Below are 22424 nucleotides of genomic sequence, written 5' to 3'. Positions count from 1 at the left end.
GTGGCTGAAGAGGCGCCCCTGCTAAGGGTGTAGGTCGTGTAAGCGGCGCGAGGGTTCAAATCCCTCCTTCTCCGCCAGTCGTTTTAAATTCAAATATGGCCCGTTGGTCAAGCGGTTAAGACACCGCCCTTTCACGGCGGTAACACGGGTTCGAATCCCGTACGGGTCATCTCAAAAAGGTTTGCATATATGCAAACCTTTTTTATTTGCGCTTTTTTAAAGATTAAGTAAACAGAAATAATAGTTAGGAATAATTACCATGAATTTTCAGAATAAAAAGTAAGTTTTAAGCAGGATTTTCCCTATGTCATATAGAATTATTCATAAAGTAATAAAGTATGAAGAGTATGGGATAAAGAGCAATTTAAAAGAACATTTATTCTATTATATTTGTAGAAAAGGTTTATGTTTTTACTGTAAAAGGGAATGAGTGGTAAGAAGCGTATATTATGTGCGTATATTATGTTTGAAGTTAAAGGGGTGGCAAAAGTGAATCTAGCGGTTCAGCCTACTGAATTTGATGTTCATTTGTATCACGAAGGAAACTTATTTCGCAGTTACTCTATTTTCGGTGCGCATCAGGTAACGGTAGAAGGAATTGAAGGCGTACGATTTTGCGTGTGGGCACCTCATGCAAAGAGTGTAAGCGTTGTAGGTGATTTTAATAAATGGAACGGTTTTCAACATTCAATGGTTAAAGTTAATGAACAAGGTATTTGGATGACATTTATCCCTGAGTTAGAACAAGGGACTATTTATAAATATGAAATCATCACACAAAGCAATCAAAAAAAATTAAAAGCAGATCCATACGCTTTCTTCAGTGAAGTGCGTCCGAACACTGCGTCTATTGTTTACTCATTAGATGGGTACAAATGGAACGATCAATATTGGCGTAGAAAGAAAAAACAGCAAAATATATATGAAAGACCACTGTGTATTTACGAGCTGCATGCAGGGTCTTGGAGGACTCATGAAGATGGCAGCCTTTATACATATAGTGAATTAGCACAGGAGCTTATTCCTTATATTGCTGAACAAGGTTTTACACATATTGAGTTATTACCAGTCATTGAGCATCCGCTCGACCGATCCTGGGGATATCAAGGAATTGGATACTATTCTGCTACCAGTCGATACGGTACACCTAAAGAGTTGATGAACTTTATAGATGAGTGTCATCAAAACAATATAGGGGTTCTTTTAGACTGGGTACCCGGGCATTTTTGTAAGGATGAACATGGTCTGTATATGTTCGATGGAGAACCTACTTATGAATACAAACAAGAGCCCGATCGTGAAAATTACGTTTGGGGAACAGCTAATTTCGATTTAGGAAAGCCTGAAGTCCAAAGTTTTCTGATTTCGAACGCTTTGTTTTGGTTGGAGTACTTTCATATAGATGGATTTAGAGTAGATGCTGTAGCCAATATGCTTTATTGGCAAAATTCTTCTGGAAAAGCAGTGAATGATGGAGCTGTCAGCTTTTTGAAAAAGTTGAATGAAGCTGTTTTTGAATCTGATGAAACGATATTAATGATGGCAGAAGATTCAACGGACTGGCCGCTTGTTACAGCACCTACGTATGAGGGTGGTTTAGGCTTTAATTATAAGTGGAACATGGGATGGATGAATGACGTTTTAACATACATGGAAGCTGGCGTGGAAAGACGTCCCTATCTTCACGATAAAATGACCTTTTCACTAATGTATGCGTTTAACGAAAACTTTATTTTGCCGCTTTCTCATGATGAAGTCGTACATGGGAAAAAATCATTACTTAATAAAATGCCAGGTGATTACTGGCGCAAGTTTGCACAGCTTCGACTGCTATATGGATATTTCTTTGCACACCCTGGGAAAAAGCTTTTATTTATGGGCGGAGAGTTTGGCCAATTTGATGAGTGGAAAGATTTAGAGGAGTTGGATTGGATGCTTTATGATTTTGATATGCATCGCAATCTTAACGGATATATGAAGGATCTCATCAAGATTTATAAGAGAAGCAAGCCTTTATATGAATTAGACCATAATCCAGATGGATTTGAATGGATTGATGTTAACAACCATCATCAACAAATTTTCTCTTTTATTCGTAAGTCGAAAGAAAATCAGGAGATTTTTATAGTTGTTAGCAATTTTTCTGAGCATCCATATCATTCTTACAAAGTTGGAGTTCCAGTTGAGACAGAGTACATTGAAGTTATTAACAGTGATGACGAAGTGTACGGCGGTTCAGGTATTGTAAATAAAAAGGCATTAAAATCAGTGGATGAATCGTTTCACGGCCAACCTTTTTGCATTGAAATGAATATTCCGCCGTTTGGCATTAGTATACTACGAGCAAAGAGAAAACGAGGGGAGAGAAAACAACATGTTAAAAAAGAAATGCGTAGCGATGTTATTGGCAGGAGGAAAAGGTAGTCGGCTAAGTTCACTTACAAAAAATCTAGCAAAGCCAGCTGTACCATTTGGTGGTAAGTATCGAATTATTGATTTTGCTTTAAGTAATTGTACAAATTCAGGTATTGAAACAGTAGGTGTGTTAACACAATACCAACCGCTAGTTCTCAATTCATACATTGGAATTGGAAGCGCTTGGGACTTGGATCGACGGAATGGTGGCGTTACGGTATTGCCTCCATACGCGGAGTCAGATGGAGTAAAGTGGTATAAAGGGACGGCTAGTGCTATTTATGAAAATTTAAACTATTTAACACAGTATGATCCTGAGTACGTACTGATTCTATCAGGTGATCACATTTATAAAATGAACTATGAAAATATGCTTGATTATCATATAAACAAAGAAGCAGACGTAACGATTTCTGTTATTGAAGTACCTTGGGAGGAAGCGAGCCGTTTTGGTATTTTAAATACAAATAGTGACCTAGACGTAATGGAGTTCGATGAAAAGCCTCAGCGTCCTAAAAACAATCTAGCTTCCATGGGGATTTATATTTTTAAATGGAGTATTTTAAAAGAATATTTAGAAATGGATGCACGCAATCCATATTCAAGCCATGATTTTGGTAAAGATGTTATTCCGCTTTTACTAGACGAAAAGAAAAAGCTAATTGCATACCCATTCCAAGGTTATTGGAAAGATGTAGGAACTGTAAAAAGCTTGTGGGAAGCGAATATGGATTTGTTATGTGATAAAGACGAGCTTAATTTATTTGACTCTTCATGGAAAGTATACTCTGTTAACCCTAATCAGCCTCCTCAATATATCGCGCCAAACGCCTGCGTGGTGGAGTCATTAGTAAATGAAGGGTGCGTTGTTGAAGGAAACGTAGAGCAGTCCGTGTTATTTCCAGGTGTACAAATCGGCTCAGGTTCTGAAGTCAAGAAAACGGTTGTCATGCCTACTGCAAAGATAGGTTCTAACGTATATATTGAAAACGCTATTGTCCCATCGGATATTGAAGTTCCAGACGGTACTATTATTCGACCGACCAAAGGAAGCGAAGAAGTAATTCTTGTTACTCAAGAATTGATTGAATCAGTTGCTAAATGCATTTAACGAACAGAGAGGATGAACGACATTGAATAATCAAATGCTTGGTATTATTGATGCTTGTACAAACACAACAGCGCTACAGCCTTTAACCTTTTATAGATCGATTGCTGCCATTCCTTTTGCAGGACGCTATCGATTAATCGATTTTACGCTTTCTAATATGGTGAACTCTGGAATTTCGAGCGTTGCCATTTTTCCTCGTGATCGCTATCGCGCATTGATGGATCATATAGGTTCAGGAAAAGAGTGGGATTTGGATCGGAAGCGAGATGGATTGTTTATCTTCCCTCCTATGACAAGTGATTTACACTTAGAAAGTCCATCACTATTCACGCAGTTCCGTTATCATATTGATTATTTCTTAAGAAGTAAGCAGGAATACGTATTAATTGCGAATAGTTATACGATATGTACAGTTGACTTTGAGCACGTGTTGCAACGTCACATTGCTTCAAATGCAGATATTACTGAAATGAAGCAGGGTGATAAATCGCTTAATATGTATATTATTAATAAATCTATTCTAGTTAATATTTTGCAAAATGAATCCCATGATTTTTATACGATTAAAGAAATGGTTCGATATATGGCACAATCTCATCGTGTAGAAAAGTATGAGCACCATGGATATACGGCTGAGATTTCTAGCTTAGATGCCTACTATAAAACAAGTATGGAAATTTTATCTCCAGATGTTTGGAAGCAGCTATTTATTAACGAACGTCCTGTTTTCACTAAAGTAAAAGATGAACCGCCTACTCGTTACGCAAAAAAAGCGGTTGTGAAAAATTCAATGATCGCAAACGGGTGCGTGATTGAAGGGCATGTGGAAAATAGTATTATCTTCCGAGGCGTTAAAATTGGAAAAGGTACGGTCGTTAAGAATAGCATTGTGATGCAAAAAGGCGTTATTTTAGAAAATAGTGTATTAGAAAATGTTGTTTTAGACAAAGATGTGAAAATAGGAAGTAATGAAACGTTGCTAGGTGAGTCAGGATTACCTAGAGTCATTGCTAAAGGAACAACTCAAGGAGCGTTGATGAAGTCGTGAATGTATTATTTGCTGTATCAGAATGTGTACCTTTTATTAAAACAGGAGGATTAGCAGACGTAGCCGGTGCCCTGCCTAAAGAATTAAAAAAGTTAGGAACGAACGTATGTGTAGTCATGCCAAAGTACGGAACGATTCCTCAACATTATCAAGATGAAATGGTGCTTGAAAAAGTTATTCATGTGCAGGTTGGGTGGAGAAGACAGTACTGCGGAATTGAATCGTTAACGATGGATGGCGTTAAATATATTTTCATTGATAATGAATATTATTTTAAAAGAGATAGCTTATATGGACACTATGATGACGCTGAACGATTTGCTTTTTTCAGCAGAGCTGTGCTTGAAGCTATCCCATTTTTAGAGAATGAGCCTGATATTATTCATTGTCACGACTGGCATACGGCTATGATTCCATTTTTACTTCGTGCTAATTATGATATGTATGATCATATTCAGACGGTCTTTACGATTCATAACTTACAATTCCAAGGAATCTTCCCTAAGAGCAATTTATATGAGTTATTAAATTTAAATGAATATTATTTTACTACAAGCCAGCTCGAGTTTTATGGGAATATTAATTTTATGAAAGCTGCGCTTGTATCAGCTGATAAAATTACCACGGTAAGTCCTACATATCGAGATGAAATTCAAATGCCATATTACGGAGAAAGTTTAGATGGATTATTGCGTCAGCGAAATCAAGATTTAATTGGGATTGTAAATGGAATCGATGAAGAAGCTTATAGCCCAGACGCAGATCAGCTTATATCTTATCCTTATTCGGTAGAAAAGATTGAAGGAAAATATAAAAATAAAAAAGAGCTCCAGCGCTATCTTGAATTAGAAGAAAATAAGGATGTTCCAATTATTTCGATGGTTACAAGGTTAACTCAGCAGAAGGGATTGGATTTAGTTAAGCACGTTTTCCATGAGACGGTTAACTTAGGAGCCCAAATTGTTATTTTAGGAACTGGAGAATACGAGTTTGAGCAGTTTTTCCGTGAGATGGAAGATACGTACCCGCAACAAGTAAAAGCTATTATTGGTTTTAATGAGGAACTTGCTCATAAAGTCTATGCTGGTACGGATTTATTTTTAATGCCTTCCCGTTTTGAGCCTTGCGGACTCGGACAATTAATAGCCTTAAAATATGGAACCATTCCAGTCGTGCGTGAAACGGGCGGCCTGAATGACACGGTCAAAGCTTATAATGAATATAGCGGAGAGGGAAATGGCTTCTCTTTTAAGAATTATAATGCTCATGACATGCTTCATACGTTAGAAAGAGCTGTTTCATTTTATCACCAGAAAGATGTATGGAAAAAATTAATGATGGATGCTATGAGTCAGGATTATAGCTGGGGGCAATCGGCATTTAAATATAATCAATTGTATTCAAATTTGACATCTACTCCATCGTGAAAGGGTGAGCAGATTGTTCTCTGATAAAAAAAGCTTTCAAGAGGCTTTTTTGAAAAAGCTGGAAATGACATATGGAAAGAGCTTTAAAGAATCTACTGTTCAAGATCACTATCATACATTAGGAAATATGGTGCGAGAGTATATTAGCAGCGATTGGATTTCAACCAATGAAATTCATAGGTCTTCACATACAAAGCAAGTGTATTATCTTTCTATCGAATTTTTACTAGGCAGACTATTGGGTCAAAATCTGTTGAACTTAGGAATTCGGGAAGTTGTAAAAGAAGGATTAAGTGATCTGAATATTTCACTTGAAAATATTGAAGAGATAGAAGTAGACGCAGGATTAGGAAACGGCGGATTAGGCAGGCTTGCTGCTTGTTTTTTAGATTCTCTTGCTTCACTTAATCTTCCTGGCCACGGTTATGGGATTCGCTATAAACACGGTTTGTTTGATCAAAAGATTGTAAACGGCTTTCAAATTGAGCTCCCAGAACAGTGGTTAAGGCATGGGAATTCATGGGAAGTACGTAAATTAGATCAAGCCATAGAAGTGAACTTTTGGGGCGAAGTTGAAATGGTACAGGAAGACGAAAAATTCTCTTTTCGTCATGTAAAAGGAGAACCCGTCTCTGCTGTTCCTTATGACATCCCGGTTATCGGGTATAAAACAGATACAGTGAATACACTTCGCCTTTGGAATGCGGAGCCTTCATCATTTCCAGTACATAAAGATGTGATGGAGTATAAGCGTCAAACAGAGGCTGTATCAGAATTTTTATATCCAGATGATACACATGAAGATGGTAAAATATTAAGATTGAAACAGCAATATTTTCTTGTATCAGCTAGCTTACAAAGTATTATCAGAGCACATCGAAATACCTATCAAACACTTACAAACTTTCACGAAAAAGTAGCCATTCATATTAACGATACTCATCCTGTACTTGCGATTCCTGAGCTAATGAGAATTTTACTGGATGAAGAAAAAATGGAATGGGAAGATGCATGGCATATTACGTCCAATACCATATCATACACAAATCATACGACTCTTTCTGAAGCCCTTGAGAAATGGCCGATTGATTTATTTCAACCCTTGCTTCCACGCGTGTATATGATTATTGAAGAAATTAATGAGCGCTTTTGTAAAGAATTATGGGAATCATATCCAGGGGACTGGCAGCGGATTGAAAATATGGCTATTTTAGCGCACGGGTTAGTAAAGATGGCTCATTTAGCAATTGTGGGAAGTTATAAAGTAAACGGTGTGGCAAAGATTCATACTGATATTTTAAAAGAACGAGAAATGAAAGATTTTTATCAGTTTTATCCTGCTAAATTTAACAATAAAACGAACGGAATTACCCACCGGCGCTGGTTGTTAAAAGCTAACCCACAGCTTTCCTCCCTTATTACCGAGGTGATAGGAGATAAATGGATTAAACAGCCGCATTCTCTTATAAAGCTCCAAGAGTACGTGGAAGATCCAAGTTTTTTACAAGGACTAAAAACAGTAAAACAACAGCGTAAAAAGCTGCTTGCGGATATTATTCAAGAGCAAACGGGAATTAAAATAGATTCTAATTCTATTTTTGATGTACAGGTTAAAAGGCTTCATGCTTACAAAAGGCAGCTTTTAAATGTGCTGCACATTATGTATTTGTACAATCGATTAAAAGAAGACCCTAATTTTCAAATCGTTCCTCGTACATTTATTTTTGGTGCGAAAGCTTCTCCCGGCTATTATTATGCAAAAAAAGTCATCAAGCTAATTAACTCTGTAGCTGATGTTGTCAATAATGATCCACAAACATCACCGTTTTTAAAAGTCGTTTTTTTAGAAAACTATCGTGTGTCACTTGCTGAGTATATCTTTCCTGCAGCGGATGTCAGTGAACAGATTTCAACCGCCAGCAAAGAAGCTTCGGGAACTGGAAATATGAAATTCATGATGAACGGAGCGTTAACTCTTGGCACGATGGACGGAGCGAACGTCGAAATTAGCGAGGCAGTAGGAAAAGATAATGTCTTTATTTTTGGATTAAAAGCCGAAGAAGTGTTGAGCTATCAGCAAAATGGAGGATACCGTGCCTATGATTACTACCATCATGATAAGCGGATTCGACAAGTGCTCGAGCAGCTTACCAACGGCTTCCTGCCTGACACATATGACTTATTCGAGCCTATATATGATTCATTATTAATGCAAAATGATGAATACTATGTACTCCGTGACTTTGACTCATACGTTACGGCACAGCAAAAAGTAAACGAAGCTTATAGAAATGAAAATAAATGGCTTCAAATGAGTGCGACGAACATTGCACACTCCGGCTTTTTTTCTAGTGATCGAACGATTGAGGAATATGCATCTGATATTTGGGGAATTCATTCCACTAAAAATTTATTAAATCAATAAATAGAAAAGGTGTAGTCAAAGACTACACCTTTTCTATTTTATCTGTTGTCACCGTTTAAGAAATCACCTAAAGAACCAAGGATACTGCCTTCACCTTTACCTCCCGTTGGGGAAACTGCACTTGATAAAACGCGATCGGCTAGTCTGCTAAAAGGAAGAGATTGAATCCAAACTGTTCCCGGTCCTGACAGAGTAGCAAAAAACATGCCTTCCCCTCCAAACAGAGCTGTTTTAATTTTCCCTACATATTCGATGTTGTAGTTTACATCACGGGTCATGGCTACTAAACATCCAGTATCCACACGAAGGCGTTCACCCGGCTGCAGCTGTCTTTTATGAATGGTTCCGCCTGCATGCAAAAATGCCAAGCCATTACCTTCTAATTTTTGCATAATAAAACCTTCACCGCCAAAGAAGCCCGTTCCTAGTTTTTTTTGAAAATCAATGCCAACGGATACGCCTTTGGCAGCGCATAAAAAGGAGCTCTTTTGACAAATGATTTTATGATCGAGCTGCTCTAAATCGACAGGAATAATCTTGCCTGGAAAAGGTGAAGCGAAAGATACTTTTCGTTTGTGATATCCGTTATTTGTATATACCGTCATAAATAAACTTTCACCAGTTAATACGCGTTTCCCAGCTCCTTTGAGTTTATTAAACAGCCCGCTGCTGTTGGAAGAAGAACCGTCACCAAAAATGGTTTCCATCTCAATATCATCTTCCATCATCATCATTCCTCCAGCTTCTGCTATAACACTTTCTGAAGGATCTAATTCAATTTCAACAAACTGCATGTCATCTCCATACAATTTGTAATCAATTTCATGTGCATTCATCATTTTCACCTCATTATTAATTCTAATCTCCTATTCATTCGATGTCATCTCCTATAGCTCCTACTAAAAATAGAAAAAAGAGTAGTATGAAGAACTACTCCTTTTCAGTGTATGGATCTTTCTCATAGGCTGGTAAATCTCCAAATATGGTCATCGTACCTTCTTCATCCAGTGCATTTTCATATCGCTCATGCTCTTTTGAAGGGTAAATAGGAAGAGGCTGTCCATATAAATCGGTAGCGGCAAAGTTTTCATAATCTTCAACGTACCCAATAGCTTCATCTGCCTCAATATAGGTTTCACTATAGTTAGACGTATCTTCTATAAAATCAGAAGGAGATTCAGACGTCCCGTAACGCGCAACGTCTTGCCAAGAATCTTCTGCGTCATATCCTGTTGTTTCGGTATCGTCATAGTCGTATTGACCAAATGGGTGATGGAGAACATTTTCTTCTACAGGTCTGTGCTTTGGAATATCCTGTGATGGGCTATGTTCTCTACAGTATAAAGTAGTTGGTACAGCCTGAAGTCTTTCAAACGAGATATCTTCTCCACATACTTTGCACGTTCCATACGTGCTGTGAGCGATTGCCTGAAGTGCTTCTTCTATTTCATGTAGCTCTTGTTTTGCATGTTCATTTAGTGCAAGGTCTTTTTCACGCTCGTATGTTTCCGTGGCTGTGTCACCAGGGTGGTTATCGTAGCTTGAAAGTTCTCCTACAGCATCGTGAGCGTCGCTTCGAGTTAGACCAAAATGATCATTTTGATCAAAGTGCGATTGAATATCAGCCTGCTGCTGCTGTAAATTTTGTTTTAACTGACTGATTTCTTGTTTTGAAAGTGTCATGAAGCTCCCCCTTAAAAATTTATTGTGCTTTTGTAGTATGTGTTAAAAATTCAAAAAAACACGATTCATGTTAGGAGTATTTGGGATATTCATGAAGCTAAGAGAGAAAAGGAGTGGAAAATTAAAGAAAGTTAAAGGTTATAGAAAAGGGTATGATAAAAATAACGTTCTCGAGGTCTAAAGAGTACTGAATAGATCATAAAGATTTTTGATTCATTTAATGAAAAGGCATAATTTAGACAAGCGAAATTAATTTTTTCTCGTGAATCGCGATGCTAGATTTTTTTGAACTGAAAGTTTATAATAAGTTAGTTACAGACTTAAGAAAAAAAGATGAACGGGGGGACGTAGTGTGATTGCAACGACCGAACAGTTAGTACAAGAATACATTAAAGATGCGATTGAGTGTGCAAAAAATGAAAATCAGCCAAAATTGGTCAGTTTAGTGAAAAAAGTAAGACCTATTGACCCCCTTATTTTTTATGCGAACGGACATGACCAGTTTTATAAAGAACGCTTTTTTTGGAAAGATCCCAACAGTTATTATACATTTGTTGGATTAGGATATGCGCATACTATTTGCACCAATGCGGCAAAAGAACGTTATTTCCACATTGAAAATGAATGGAAGCGCTTTATAAAAGAAGACTTTTATAAAAATAACCAAATTTCCCCTGATGGGACAGGTCCTCTTTTATTTGGAGGATTTTCATTTGACCCAAATCAGTATCGAGAAAACTATTGGAGTGATTTCCCGAGTTCAAAATTTATGATTCCAACTGTGTTATATACTCAGGCAGACAAAGAAGGATACCTTACCGTTAATATGATGGTTAAAGGACAAGATTCTGTTAAAAAGCACATCAATTATTTCGAAGAGGTCCAAAAACTTGTTCTTTGTGAAGAGTACGACGGGGAATCCCATATTTCACCTTTGCTGTTGGAAAAAGAGGAAATTGGGGTAGAGAAATTTAAAGGAAATATTGAAAGAGCTACTACTTTAATTAAGCAACAGGCTATAGAGAAAGTAGTTCTTGCTCGTCAATTAAAAGTAAAATTTAATGAAGATATTTCTACTGAATACGTGCTTCAGCGTCTGTTAAAGGAACAGCCAACTAGCTACACATATATTTTAGAGGGAGAGCATCAGCATTTTATCGGCGCTTCCCCAGAAAGGCTAGTGCAAAAACAAGGAGATTATGTGTTTTCCACATGTTTAGCGGGTTCGATTCCAAGAGGAAAGACAAGGCAGGAAGATCACGAACTAGGTGAGGAATTGCTTCAAGATCCCAAGAACTTAATTGAACACGATGTTGTTGTTCATATGATTAAAGAAGCGATGAATTCTTATTGTTATGAAGTAGAAATTCCAAGTACGCCAAGTTTATATAAAACAAAGCATATTCAACATTTGTATACACCTGTTAAAGGGCGTATAAAGGAAGATGTAACGCTATTTTCATTTATTCAAAAGCTCCATCCAACACCAGCGCTAGGAGGATATCCTCAACAGGAGGCCTTGCCTATTATTCGACAGCTAGAATCCTTTGACCGAGGGTGGTATGCAGCTCCTTTAGGATGGATGGATATCAACGGAAACGGTGAATTTATAGTAGGAATCCGCTCCGCTGTTATTCAGCAGCAAGAAGCCGTTTTATTTGCGGGCTGTGGAATTGTAGCAGATTCTAAGCCTGAAAGTGAATATGAAGAAACAAGAATTAAATTCAACCCGATGCTTTCAGCTTTAGGAGGGATTATGCGTGGAACACATTAAATCATTAACAACGTATATTGCGTCATTCGTGGATGAATTAGTAGAAGCAAATGTTGAAGAAGTAGTGGTCAGTCCAGGGTCACGTTCAACGCCTATTGCGATGCTTATGGCTGAGCACCCTGATATTCATGTGCACTTAAATATTGATGAGCGTTCCGCCGGCTTTTTTGCTCTAGGAATAGCAAAAGCAAAGAAAAAACCAGTGGCGCTTGTATGTACATCTGGAACAGCTGCAGCGAATTATTATCCTGCAGTAATTGAAGCTCACTATTCACGCATTCCTTTAGTAGTTATCACAGCCGATCGGCCGCATGAGTTAAGGGATATAGGTGCCCCGCAGGCCATTAATCAGAATCATCTTTTCGGTCAATATGCGAAGTGGTTTGTAGATACAGCTTTACCAGAAGAAAGTGCAGATATGAATCGTTATATTCGAACAGTAGCTTCAAGGGCTGTTCATACAGCTCAAGCTATACCGAGCGGTCCTGTACACATTAACGTACCTTTACGTGAACCGATTGTACCAGATTTATCTATTGAAGATTTATGGAGTCAAGGGAAACGCGGTAAATCATATGTGTCTGCTATTCATGGAGAAGCATCTCTATCTGAAAAAGGTTTCGAAGAAATTGCGAAGCGCTTAGAGGGAACAACAAAAGGACTTATTATATGCGGAGATCAAATGTCTTTAAAAGCAGCAGACAGCGTATGCCGTTTAGCTGAATCTTTAAGCTTTCCAGTGATCGCAGATCCGTTATCACAATTAAGAAGCGGCAAGCATTCAAAAGAAAATGTAATAGAGACATATGATACATTTTTAAAAAGTGATAAGGTTGATGAGCGTTTTTATCCGGAAGTTGTCATTCGTTTTGGCGCGATGCCGGTATCGAAACCGCTATTGCAATTTTTGAAAGCCCACGAGCCGACAGAAATGTTTGTAGTTGACCAAGGTAAAGGCTGGAGAGACCCTACTTTACGTTCGACAGTGATGATTGAAGCTGATGAGACATTATTTTGTGAAGAACTGATCAAGCGTCTTTCAGCGAATCAAGAGGAGTCTACTTCATGGCTGAGTCTGTGGAAAAAGATTAATGCTCAAACTGCACAGGCTCTGAGAACATTAACTTCCGGCCAGGAATGGTTCGAAGGACAAGTAGTTCAAGAAATTGTTGATGTAGTACCTGAAGGCACGGCTTTGTTTGCTGGAAATTCAATGCCTGTTCGAGATATTGATTCTTTCTTCTTAAATACGGAAAAAGATATTCCACTCTTTGTAAATCGGGGCGCAAATGGAATTGATGGTGTAGTTTCGTCTGCTCTAGGCGTAAGCACGGCTTACGATCACACCGTTTTATTTATTGGTGACTTATCGTTTTATCACGATTTAAATGGTCTGCTGGCAGCTAAAATGCATAATTTAAATTTAACCGTTGTGCTAGTTAACAATGACGGCGGAGGAATTTTTTCATTTTTACCGCAGTCAAAACAAGAAAAGCACTTTGAATTTCTATTCGGTACGCCAACTGGATTAAACTTTGAGCATGCCACTCGTCTGTATGATGGCACATTTTCTTCAGCAAGCAGCTGGGAAGAATTTCGACATGCAATGAACCATGCTTTCACAAAAGGCGGATTGCATGTTGTAGAGATTCGTACAACTCGTACAGAAAATGTAGAGACTCATCGCAGTTTGTGGAAACTTGTTTCCGAGGAAATAAATTTGTCAAACGGTGAGGAATAGGCAATGATGTATCAATTAAGTGGTGTATCTTACTATGTGCACACCGAGGGAAAAGGAGAGCCGCTGCTTCTGCTTCACGGCTTTACCGGCTCTTCTCAAACTTGGCGTACCTTTATGAAGAAATTCGCTAAAGACTATCAGGTAATTGCTGTTGATATTATTGGTCATGGCCAATCAGCAGCTCCGAAAGAAATCAAACCATATTCAATGGAAGCAGTTGTTGAAGCACTGCATGAGCTTCTTCAACAGCTATCTTTATCACAGGTGAATGTAGTTGGATATTCGATGGGAGGAAGGCTTGCTCTTTCATTTGCTCAGCGATATCCACAGCATGTGAAAAAGTTGGTATTAGAAAGCGCATCGCCTGGTTTAAAAACGCGAGAAGAACAAAAGCTAAGAAAAGAAAAAGATGAACAGCTGGCGAGCCGCATTATGAAAAATGGAATTGAAAAGTTTGTGAACTTTTGGGAGGGAATTCCTCTTTTTAGTTCTCAAAAGCAATTGCCTAGCCATGTTCAAGAAGCGGTGCGTAAAGAAAGACTTTCGCATACAGCAATCGGCCTTTCCAACAGTTTGAAAGGAATGGGAACAGGAGTCCAGCCGTCCCTTTGGGAGAAGCTGGACGATCTGTTGATGCCGGTTTTGCTTATTACAGGAGAAGTAGATCAAAAGTTTTGTTTAATTTCCAAAGAAATGCAAACATTAATACCAAATGCTACTTCTAGAATTATTTTAGGGACAGGCCATGCAATTCACGTGGAACAACCCGAGATTTTTGGTAGAATAGTAAGTGAGTTCTTAGCTACTACATAATTAGGAGGAAATAAAGATGAGAGTTGAATGGACATCAGCACGTCAGTATGAAGACATTTTATACGAAACATATAACGGAATCGCTAAAATTACGATTAACCGTCCGGAAGTGCACAATGCATTCCGTCCAAAAACTGTAATGGAATTGATCGATGCATTTGCTTATGCTCGTGACGATGCAAGTATTGGAGTAATTGTATTAGCAGGTGCTGGAGATAAAGCATTTTGCTCAGGCGGAGACCAAAAAGTTCGCGGCCACGGCGGCTATGTAGGAGAAGATGAAATTCCACGTCTAAACGTTCTGGATTTACAGCGTTTAATTCGCGTAATTCCAAAGCCGGTTGTTGCGATGGTATCAGGCTATGCAATTGGCGGAGGCCACGTTCTTCATGTTGTATGTGACTTAACAATTGCAGCGGATAACGCAGTCTTTGGACAAACAGGTCCTAAAGTGGGAAGCTTCGATGCAGGATATGGCTCTGGTTACTTAGCTCGCATCGTAGGTCATAAGAAAGCGCGTGAGATCTGGTTCTTATGCCGTCAGTACAACGCTCAAGAAGCACTAGACATGGGATTAGTAAACACGGTCGTTCCATTAGAACAGCTTGAAGCTGAAACAATTCAATGGTGTGAAGAGATGTTAGAAAAAAGTCCAACCGCTCTTCGTTTCTTAAAAGCAGCATTTAATGCTGATACGGATGGCTTAGCTGGTATCCAGCAATTTGCGGGTGACGCAACGCTTCTTTATTACACAACCGATGAGGCAAAAGAAGGTCGCGATGCATTTAAGGAAAAACGCAATCCAGACTTCCAACAGTTCCCACGTTTCCCTTAAACAGCTGAAACAGCTTGGTGATTATCATCAGGCTGTTTTTTCAATTTAATTTAGTTAATAAGTATAAAAAGGAGAGAAATTCATGAGTAGCCAAACGATTCCTAATGGGCTTATGCAAAGAGCATATTTGACGCCAAATCGAGTGGCGGTAGAAACACCGCAAACGTCTCTTACGTTTCAAGAGCTTCATAAACGTGTTCAAAAAGTAGCACAGCAGCTTTCGTTTAACGGTGTAAAGCAAGGCGATACCATTGCTTTATACATGAAAAATAGAGTGGAGTTTATTGAGATTTTACATGCGGTTTCTTATATTGGCGCCCGGTTGCTGCTCGTCAACACGCGTTTGACAAACGAAGAAATTAATTATCAGCTAACAGATGCAAACGTATCGTTGCTTATTGCGGATGAAACATTTTTAATGAGAGAATTCCAAAGTTCCATTACTCAGCTTACTTTACCTGCTTTAAAAAGTTCTCCAGAAGCAGAAACGGGTTTTCAAAAAACGTGGAATCTCGAGGACACATTCACCATTATGTATACGTCTGGAACAACAGGTCATCCAAAAGGAGTGCTGCAGACATATGGAAATCACTGGTGGAGTTCCGTTGGCTCAGCGCTTAATTTAGGATTAAATGAAAAAGACTGCTGGCTTATAGCGGTTCCTTTGTTTCATATTAGCGGCTTATCTATTTTAATGCGGAGCGTCTTTTACGGAATGAAAATCATTTTAGAAGAACGGTTTGAAGCAAGAGCAGTAAATGAAGCGATTGAAAACAAAGAGGTAACGATTATTTCGGTTGTCACGTCCATGCTGTCCAACATGCTCGATGAGTTAGGGGAACGGAAATATCCGCATACGTTTCGATGCATGCTTTTAGGAGGAGGACCTGCACCGCTTACTATTTTAGAGGCTTGTGTGAATAAAGAAATTCCTGTTTATCAAACGTATGGAATGACAGAAACATCTTCACAGTTCGTTACGCTTTCACCTGAAGATAGTTTGCGAAAACTGGGATCAGCAGGTAAACCATTATTTCCATGTGCAATGAAAATTGTAGATGAAAAAGGAAATGAGACCAGCGAAGCAGGAGAAATCATTGTTAAAGGTCCAAATGTTACAAAAGGATATTTAAATAAACCAGAAGCTACTGAAAAAGCAATTCAACAAGGCTGGTTCTATACAGGAGATATCGGGAAAGTGGATGAAGAAGGCTTTCTATATGTGTTAGACAGACGTTCAGACCTTATTATTTCAGGTGGAGAAAATGTATATCCAGCTGAAATTGAAAATGTTTTGTTGAAGCATCCCGCTGTTAAAGAGGCCGGTGTAACGGGAGTAGCTGATGAAAAATGGGGACAAGTGCCAGCTGCATGTGTTGTTGTAAACGAAGACGTTTCAGATGAAGAATTATCTTTACACATTCAACAATTTTTAGCAAAGTACAAACTTCCAAAGTATTTCGTTCGAGTAGAGGAGTTGCCGCGAACGGCTTCTAATAAAATCATACGCCGGAAGCTATCATCTTTCATACAGAAAGGGAGCTAATTGATGATTATAAAAAAAGTACATCTTTATAAAATTGACATGAAGCTTCTTTCTCCTTTTTCAACAAGCTATGGTACAGTGCAGGATCGAGAATTTATTTTGCTTGAAGTAGAAGATGAAAAAGGATTTACGGGGTGGGGAGAAGTCGTTGCTTTTTCATCTCCTTGGTATACGGAAGAAACGATTCAGACGTGTTTTCATATGTTAGACGATTTTTTAATTCCCTCGCTTCTTCATCAGCAGCTTCAAAAACCAGAGGATGTTCAAAAGCTATTCAAACCTCTAAAGCGAAATAACATGGCTAAAGCAGCTTTGGACTGTGCTGTATGGGATTTGTATGCAAAGCGGCAAAATAAGCCGTTATCTGAAGTAATTGGCGGAGTAAGGCCTGCTGTAGAAGCTGGAGTGGTAGTTGGCTTAAATGACATTTCTGTAATGAAAGAACAAATAAAGACTTACATGAAAGATGGCTATAAGCGCTTTAAAGTGAAAATTAAGCCGGGTGCTGACTATGAGCTACTGAAACAAATTCGAGATGAATTTCCAAGCATTCCTCTTATGGCTGATGCCAATTCGGCCTATACGTTAAGCGATAGTGATTCATTGAAGAAACTAGATGAATTGAATTTAATGATGATCGAACAGCCGTTAAGTTCTGATGATATCCTTGATCATCGATTGTTACAAAAGCAAATAAAGACGCCAATTTGCTTAGATGAAAGTATTGTGAGCTATGAAGATGCACGTCATGCAATCGAACAAGAAAGCTGTAAGATTATCAATGTGAAAATCGGGCGAGTTGGCGGAATGTCCGTAGCAAAGCAAATTCATAATTTATGCGCCCAGCATGGTGTAAAACTTTGGGTTGGAGGAATGTTAGAAGCAGGGATTTCACGAGCTCATAACCTTGCCCTTGCCACACTGCCTTCTTTCACGATACCAGGTGATATTTCTGCGTCGTCTCGCTATTGGGAAAAAGATATTATTAAGCCCGAAGTAGAGGTAGAAGCCGGAGTAATAAAGGTGAAGGGAAAACCGGGGATAGGATACGATATTGATAAAAAGTTTATCAAAACAATCACAGCATTTGAAAAAGAATACAAATAATTAACAACCGTTTTTTGATGAAAAACGGTTTTTTTTATTGAGGTTGTCAATGTTTAGTAGAAAAATAGGACAAATTTTTTAAAAAGAGCACATTGTTCCATCAAGCGTGTCAAAACATGTTATGATGGAATAGTTTGATGAAAAAAGTCGAAGAGTTTTATCGTAAAAAACAAAATTATTTTTGAAAATAGGTTGATAGTTTTCTAAGTTGTCCTATATAATGTGTTTATAACATAACACAATATGTTGTTTTGAAATCCATAATAAAATACTATATTTTGTGTTTTCCAGTGAAAAAGGTGTCTGATAAAAAGACTTAAAAGGGAATTTGGTGAAAATCCAAAGCTGTCCCCGCAACTGTGAATGCTGATGAAATAAGGAAATCCACTGTGAGTAAACATCATGGGAAGGCCTTAAAGTAAAAAGAAGCATAAGTCAGGAGACCTGCCTTTTTTATGTCGTTTTATCTTCTTCGGGAGGTGAGAGGGTAGAGCGAGGATTGAGAAAAGACTTAGTGTCTTCTTCTATCTTCGTTCTATTCGCTCACCGAGGTACGGTGAGCGATTTTTTATTTTGAAGTGAAGAGAGGAGCCATATTTATGGTGAATACATTAAAGCCTACAATTCTACATGAATTAACTGCATATATTGAACGTTTAAAAAAAGAATTTACGCAGCTTGATTTTTCTTTTTATGAGGAAAAGGTTATTCAAACTGTTACAGTAAAGGAAAATATGACGGACGAAAAGGTTGCAAACGTCCTAATTTTGGCAGCCTTAGAGCGTATTTCAATGGAAGAACCCGATTGGACGTACGTAGCGGCAGACGTCTACTTAAACGAACTATATCGAAAAGCTGCGGACAACCGAGGTTACGATAAAAAAGAGAAATACGGGTCGTTTTATCAGCTTATTCAAGAACTAACAAAAATCGGCATTTATAATAAGCAGCTATTAAAAACATATACAGAAGAAGAAATTAATGAAATTGCTTCAGTCATTATTCCTGAACGCGATCGTTTATTTACATACATTGGATTGTTGACATTAGCAGATCGCTATTTAGCGACATCACATGATAAGCGCGTATACGAATTACCGCAAGAACGTTTTCTTATCATTGCTATGACGCTGATGTCTCAAGAAAAGAAAGAAAATCGAACAGCATTAGTAAAAGAAGCGTACTGGGCGCTGTCTAGTCTATATATGACGGTTGCCACACCAACACTTTCAAACGCAGGAAAGAGCTACGGACAGCTATCTAGCTGCTTTATTGATACGATTGATGACAGCTTACGCGGTATTTATGATAGCAATACAGATTTGGCCACGCTTAGTAAAAATGGAGGCGGAATTGGTGTCTACCTCGGTCATATTAGAAGCCGAGGAAGTGATATAAAAGGTTTTAAAGGCGTATCATCAGGAACAATTCCATGGATGAAACAGCTAAATAATACGGCTGTAAGTGTCGATCAGCTAGGTCAACGACAAGGAGCTATTGCCGTATATTTAGACGTATGGCACAAAGACATCTTTTCATTCTTAGACGCGCGTTTGAACAATGGTGACGAACGTCAGCGCACGCATGATTTATTCACTGGCGTATGTTTGCCAGATTTGTTTATGGAAAAAGTAGAGGCACGTGAAGACTGGCACTTATTCGATCCTCACGAAGTTCGTACGCTGATGGGCTACTCGTTAGAAGATTTTTATGATGAAGAAGAAGGCAGCGGTTCGTTCCGCACTCGTTACGCTGAGTGTGCAAATAATGAACAGCTTTCAAGAGAAACAGTACCTGCTATTGAAATCTTCAAGCGCATTATGCTTTCCCAGCTTGAAACCGGAACGCCTTATATGTTTTATCGTGATACGGTTAACCGAGCTAATCAAAACCGCCACGAGGGCATGATCTACTGCAGCAACTTATGTACAGAAATTACGCAAAACCAAAGCACAACGGTCGTAACAGAGGAAATTACGGAAGACGGAAAAATTATTATTACAAAGAATCCGGGCGATTTTGTTGTATGTAATCTTTCTTCTATCAACTTAGCGAGAGCCGTAACTGAAGATGTGCTTGAACGTTTAATTCCAATTCAAGTACGCATGCTTGATAACGTTATTGAGTTAAATGATTTGCCAGTACTTCAAGCAAAACTAACAAATCAAAAGTACCGCGCAGTAGGACTTGGCACATTTGGTTGGAACCATCTGCTTGCCTTAAAGAAAATAGCATGGGAAACAGATGAAGCGGTAGCATATTGCGATGAATTGTACGAGCAAATTGCTTACTTAACCGTACAGGCAAGCATGAACTTAGCTAAAGAAAAAGGTGCATATCCATTATTTAAAGGCTCAGATTTTGAGTCAGGCGCTTATTTTGAAACACGTAAATACACAAGCGAAGCGTGGAGTGAACTGCGTAATGAAGTTCAAAGCAATGGGATAAGAAATGGCTACTTAATGGCTGTAGCACCTAATTCATCAACATCTATTATCGCGGGTTCTACTGCAAGTATTGATCCGATTTTCCGTAAGTTTTATTCAGAGGAAAAGAAAAACTATAAAATCCCGGTGACGGCACCAGATTTATCACCAGCAACAAACTGGTATTATAAGTCCGTTTATTTAATTGATCAGCACTGGAGCATTAAGCAAAACGCCAAGCGCCAGCGCCATATTGATCAATCCATTTCATTCAACTTATATGTGCAAAATGATATCCGAGCAAAAGAGCTACTGGATCTTCATATGACGGCATGGAAAGAAAAGTTAAAAACGACCTACTACGTACGTTCAACATCAAGTGAAGTCATTGAAGAATGTGAAAGCTGTCATAGTTAAAAGGAGTGAATAATTGATGACAAGCATGTTAAAACGAGAATTAATGAACGAAACAGCTCCGAACCGTTCGACAGGAATCATTAACGGCAAGAGCTCAAATATTCTAAACTGGGATGACGTCCGATTTTCATGGGCGTTCCCTAAATACAAACGTATGCTAGCTAACTTCTGGACGCCGTTTGAAATTAATATGGGTCAAGATATTAAGCAGTTCCCTCAGTTAACGGCTGACGAACAAGAGAGCTTTTTGAAAATTATTGGCTTGCTGGCGCTACTGGACAGTATTCAATCAGATTATGCTAGCAAAGTAGCTGACTATGTAACCGATTCTTCGATTAATGCTCTAATGATTATTTTAGCGCAGCAAGAAGTGGTTCATAATCATTCGTATTCATATGTTTTATCAAGTCTTGTACCAAAAGGAAAACAAGATGAAGTATTTGAATACTGGCGCACAGACGAAAAGCTTCGCGCTCGAAATGACTTTATTACAAACGGATATAAAGCATTTAGCGAAGAAGCAACGGTTGAAAACTTTTTGAAGTCTATGGTATATGATGTTATTTTAGAAGGCCTTTTCTTCTATAGCGGATTTGCTTTCTTCTATAATCTTGCGAGAAATCAAAAGATGGTGGCGACATCTACGATGATTAACTATATCAATCGTGATGAACAGCTTCACGTTGGGTTATTTGAAAAGATTTTCAAGGAAGTACTAAATGAAAATCCAGCTTATCGTACGGAGGAGCTAGAAACGTTTGTAGTTGAAACGTTCCAAGAGGCAGCTCGTCTTGAAATTGAATGGGCGGAATCTGTTATCGGAGAAAAATTCGACGGCATCACGATGAAAGAACTGCAGCAGTATATTGAATACATGGCTAATAAACGCTGTAATCAATTAGGCTTCGGCCGAGCTGCTTTCCCAGAAGCACCGATTGAAAATCCTCTTCGTTGGATTATTGCTTATCAAGAGGTAGATTTAGGGAAAACGGATTTCTTTGAACAGAAATCAAGACAATATACAAAAGCATCAGATGCGAATGGATTTGATGATCTATAAATACAAAAGCTGACTAATTTCCTTATTGATTAGTCAGCTTTTTTTAAGTGAATAAGTCCAAGTTCTAGCGCACGTGTGGTAATTAAGTCATCAATTTCTTCTGGAATGTTTTCAAGTGTTCCCCATTTATATGTCCATAAATGAGTAAACGATTGTACATAGATTGGAAAGGTTTGTTCATTTGCTTTTATTGCTTCTTCTTTAAAAAAATGAATCAGTTGTTCAGTTTTCATAGTGGTCTCCTTTTTTATGCTCTTGAAGAGAGAAAAAAGACAACCCAGAGGCTGTCCTTTTGCGGGTTACGCTTCAGTTGGCTTGAACGTTTTACAGTCTGTTTCATAACTGCTTGCTGCATGTTTTCCGCTATGACTTACCACGTAAATTTCTTCTGCGCTGCAGTGATTTCCATTTTTCCAAAAGTGACAGTTATTTACTTCACAAAGAATGTTTTGTTCCAACGTTAACCCTCCTTTGTATGTGATAGCTATAGTATGGTCAAAATTCCACTAACTTATAAGAAAGGTGGTAGACTTTCATTTTAATTGAGAATTTTTATCAATTAAACATTGACAAAGAGAATCATTCTCAATTAAACT

17 protein-coding genes, 1 tRNA gene and 1 riboswitch are annotated in these 22424 nt (G+C 38.3%); of the genes, 14 read left to right on the top strand and 4 right to left on the bottom strand.

What is annotated here, in order from left to right; translation table 11 throughout:
• Nucleotides 1–97: 97 nt before the first annotated feature.
• The 6 genes from ACFX4G_RS04215 to ACFX4G_RS04190 all read left to right on the top strand — a co-directional run bounded on the left by ACFX4G_RS04215 (nucleotide 98) and on the right by ACFX4G_RS04190 (nucleotide 8426).
• Nucleotides 98–169, top strand: a tRNA-Glu gene (locus tag ACFX4G_RS04215).
• Nucleotides 170–462: 293 nt separating this feature from the next.
• Nucleotides 463–2424, top strand: coding sequence for a 1,4-alpha-glucan branching protein GlgB (glgB, locus tag ACFX4G_RS04210; RefSeq protein ID WP_043975848.1), 1962 nt, complete (start codon nucleotides 463–465; stop codon nucleotides 2422–2424).
• Entirely contained in the window at nucleotides 2375–3526 is a 1152-nt protein-coding gene (locus ACFX4G_RS04205; RefSeq protein WP_016765788.1) for a glucose-1-phosphate adenylyltransferase, read from the top strand. The genes glgB and ACFX4G_RS04205 overlap by 50 nt, the downstream gene beginning before the upstream one ends.
• A 22-nt stretch (nucleotides 3527–3548) precedes the next feature.
• A complete protein-coding gene (locus ACFX4G_RS04200; protein ID WP_025750736.1) occupies nucleotides 3549–4574 on the top strand; it encodes a glucose-1-phosphate adenylyltransferase family protein in 1026 nt (341 codons plus the stop codon).
• A complete protein-coding gene (glgA, locus tag ACFX4G_RS04195) occupies nucleotides 4571–6001 on the top strand; it encodes a glycogen synthase GlgA (protein ID WP_097824723.1) in 1431 nt (476 codons plus the stop codon). Before ACFX4G_RS04200 ends, glgA begins: the two co-directional genes overlap by 4 nt.
• A gap of 13 nt (nucleotides 6002–6014) precedes the next feature.
• A complete protein-coding gene (locus ACFX4G_RS04190; RefSeq protein WP_016765785.1) occupies nucleotides 6015–8426 on the top strand; it encodes a glycogen/starch/alpha-glucan phosphorylase in 2412 nt (803 codons plus the stop codon).
• A gap of 38 nt (nucleotides 8427–8464) precedes the next feature.
• Here ACFX4G_RS04190 and ACFX4G_RS04185 read toward each other — a convergent pair whose 3' ends face one another.
• Both ACFX4G_RS04185 and ACFX4G_RS04180 read right to left on the bottom strand, forming a co-directional pair.
• Nucleotides 8465–9262, bottom strand: a complete 798-nt coding sequence (locus ACFX4G_RS04185; protein ID WP_013059569.1) for a TIGR00266 family protein — start codon at nucleotides 9260–9262, stop codon at nucleotides 8465–8467.
• A gap of 94 nt (nucleotides 9263–9356) precedes the next feature.
• On the bottom strand, nucleotides 9357–10109 hold the full coding sequence (locus ACFX4G_RS04180) for a TraR/DksA C4-type zinc finger protein (protein ID WP_097824722.1): 753 nt from the start codon (nucleotides 10107–10109) through the stop codon (nucleotides 9357–9359).
• Between the two features lie 352 nt (nucleotides 10110–10461).
• Between ACFX4G_RS04180 and ACFX4G_RS04175 the strand changes: the two genes are divergently transcribed.
• From ACFX4G_RS04175 to ACFX4G_RS04140, 8 genes are all read left to right on the top strand, one after another.
• Complete coding sequence (locus ACFX4G_RS04175) at nucleotides 10462–11883, top strand: isochorismate synthase (protein ID WP_097824721.1); 1422 nt, start codon at nucleotides 10462–10464, stop codon at nucleotides 11881–11883.
• Nucleotides 11870–13624, top strand: coding sequence for a 2-succinyl-5-enolpyruvyl-6-hydroxy-3-cyclohexene-1-carboxylic-acid synthase (gene menD / locus ACFX4G_RS04170; protein ID WP_097824720.1), 1755 nt, complete (start codon nucleotides 11870–11872; stop codon nucleotides 13622–13624). The genes ACFX4G_RS04175 and menD overlap by 14 nt, the downstream gene beginning before the upstream one ends.
• A gap of 3 nt (nucleotides 13625–13627) precedes the next feature.
• Nucleotides 13628–14437: a 2-succinyl-6-hydroxy-2,4-cyclohexadiene-1-carboxylate synthase gene (menH, locus tag ACFX4G_RS04165; RefSeq protein ID WP_377572916.1), complete on the top strand. Its 810-nt coding sequence runs from the start codon at nucleotides 13628–13630 to the stop codon at nucleotides 14435–14437.
• Nucleotides 14438–14453: 16 nt separating this feature from the next.
• Nucleotides 14454–15272, top strand: a complete 819-nt coding sequence (menB, locus tag ACFX4G_RS04160) for a 1,4-dihydroxy-2-naphthoyl-CoA synthase (protein WP_377572914.1) — start codon at nucleotides 14454–14456, stop codon at nucleotides 15270–15272.
• A gap of 82 nt (nucleotides 15273–15354) precedes the next feature.
• Nucleotides 15355–16818 (top strand): o-succinylbenzoate--CoA ligase, encoded by a 1464-nt coding sequence (locus ACFX4G_RS04155; RefSeq protein WP_097824718.1) that lies wholly within the window; start codon nucleotides 15355–15357, stop codon nucleotides 16816–16818.
• A 3-nt stretch (nucleotides 16819–16821) separates the two neighbouring features.
• Complete coding sequence (gene menC, locus ACFX4G_RS04150) at nucleotides 16822–17925, top strand: o-succinylbenzoate synthase (RefSeq protein WP_097824717.1); 1104 nt, start codon at nucleotides 16822–16824, stop codon at nucleotides 17923–17925.
• Nucleotides 17926–18205: 280 nt separating this feature from the next.
• Nucleotides 18206–18391, top strand: a riboswitch (cobalamin riboswitch).
• Nucleotides 18392–18524: 133 nt separating this feature from the next.
• A complete protein-coding gene (locus ACFX4G_RS04145; RefSeq protein ID WP_377572911.1) occupies nucleotides 18525–20768 on the top strand; it encodes a ribonucleoside-diphosphate reductase subunit alpha in 2244 nt (747 codons plus the stop codon).
• Nucleotides 20769–20784: 16 nt separating this feature from the next.
• Nucleotides 20785–21828, top strand: coding sequence for a ribonucleotide-diphosphate reductase subunit beta (locus ACFX4G_RS04140; RefSeq protein ID WP_013059560.1), 1044 nt, complete (start codon nucleotides 20785–20787; stop codon nucleotides 21826–21828).
• Nucleotides 21829–21857: 29 nt separating this feature from the next.
• Here the strand turns inward: ACFX4G_RS04140 and ACFX4G_RS04135 are convergent, their stop codons facing one another.
• Nucleotides 21858–22061, bottom strand: a complete 204-nt coding sequence (locus ACFX4G_RS04135) for a hypothetical protein (RefSeq protein ID WP_013059559.1) — start codon at nucleotides 22059–22061, stop codon at nucleotides 21858–21860.
• A gap of 66 nt (nucleotides 22062–22127) precedes the next feature.
• Entirely contained in the window at nucleotides 22128–22286 is a 159-nt protein-coding gene (locus ACFX4G_RS04130) for a DUF1540 domain-containing protein (RefSeq protein WP_013059558.1), read from the bottom strand.
• Nucleotides 22287–22424: the final 138 nt, after the last annotated feature.

This window comes from Priestia sp. YIM B13486, assembly GCF_042787865.1.
In the GTDB taxonomy this organism is placed as follows: Bacteria; Bacillota; Bacilli; order Bacillales; family Bacillaceae_H; genus Priestia; species Priestia megaterium.
Note: the sequence above shows the minus strand (reverse complement) of the source record. Positions and strands in the feature narration are given on the sequence as shown.

Excerpts from the sequence above, each read along its gene's own strand:
- glgB (WP_043975848.1), top strand. The coding sequence starts at position 463 with ATGTTTGAAGTTAAAGGGGTGGCAAAAGTGAATCTAGCGGTTCAGCCT.
- ACFX4G_RS04205 (WP_016765788.1), top strand. The coding sequence starts at position 2,375 with ATGTTAAAAAAGAAATGCGTAGCGATGTTATTGGCAGGAGGAAAAGGT.
- ACFX4G_RS04180 (WP_097824722.1), bottom strand. The coding sequence starts at position 10,109 with ATGACACTTTCAAAACAAGAAATCAGTCAGTTAAAACAAAATTTACAG.
- ACFX4G_RS04135 (WP_013059559.1), bottom strand. The coding sequence starts at position 22,061 with ATGAAAACTGAACAACTGATTCATTTTTTTAAAGAAGAAGCAATAAAA.
- menC (WP_097824717.1), top strand. The coding sequence starts at position 16,822 with ATGATTATAAAAAAAGTACATCTTTATAAAATTGACATGAAGCTTCTT.
- menH (WP_377572916.1), top strand. The coding sequence starts at position 13,628 with ATGATGTATCAATTAAGTGGTGTATCTTACTATGTGCACACCGAGGGA.
- ACFX4G_RS04155 (WP_097824718.1), top strand. The coding sequence starts at position 15,355 with ATGAGTAGCCAAACGATTCCTAATGGGCTTATGCAAAGAGCATATTTG.
- ACFX4G_RS04140 (WP_013059560.1), top strand. The coding sequence starts at position 20,785 with ATGACAAGCATGTTAAAACGAGAATTAATGAACGAAACAGCTCCGAAC.
- ACFX4G_RS04145 (WP_377572911.1), top strand. The coding sequence starts at position 18,525 with ATGGTGAATACATTAAAGCCTACAATTCTACATGAATTAACTGCATAT.
- menB (WP_377572914.1), top strand. The coding sequence starts at position 14,454 with ATGAGAGTTGAATGGACATCAGCACGTCAGTATGAAGACATTTTATAC.
- ACFX4G_RS04185 (WP_013059569.1), bottom strand. The coding sequence starts at position 9,262 with ATGAATGCACATGAAATTGATTACAAATTGTATGGAGATGACATGCAG.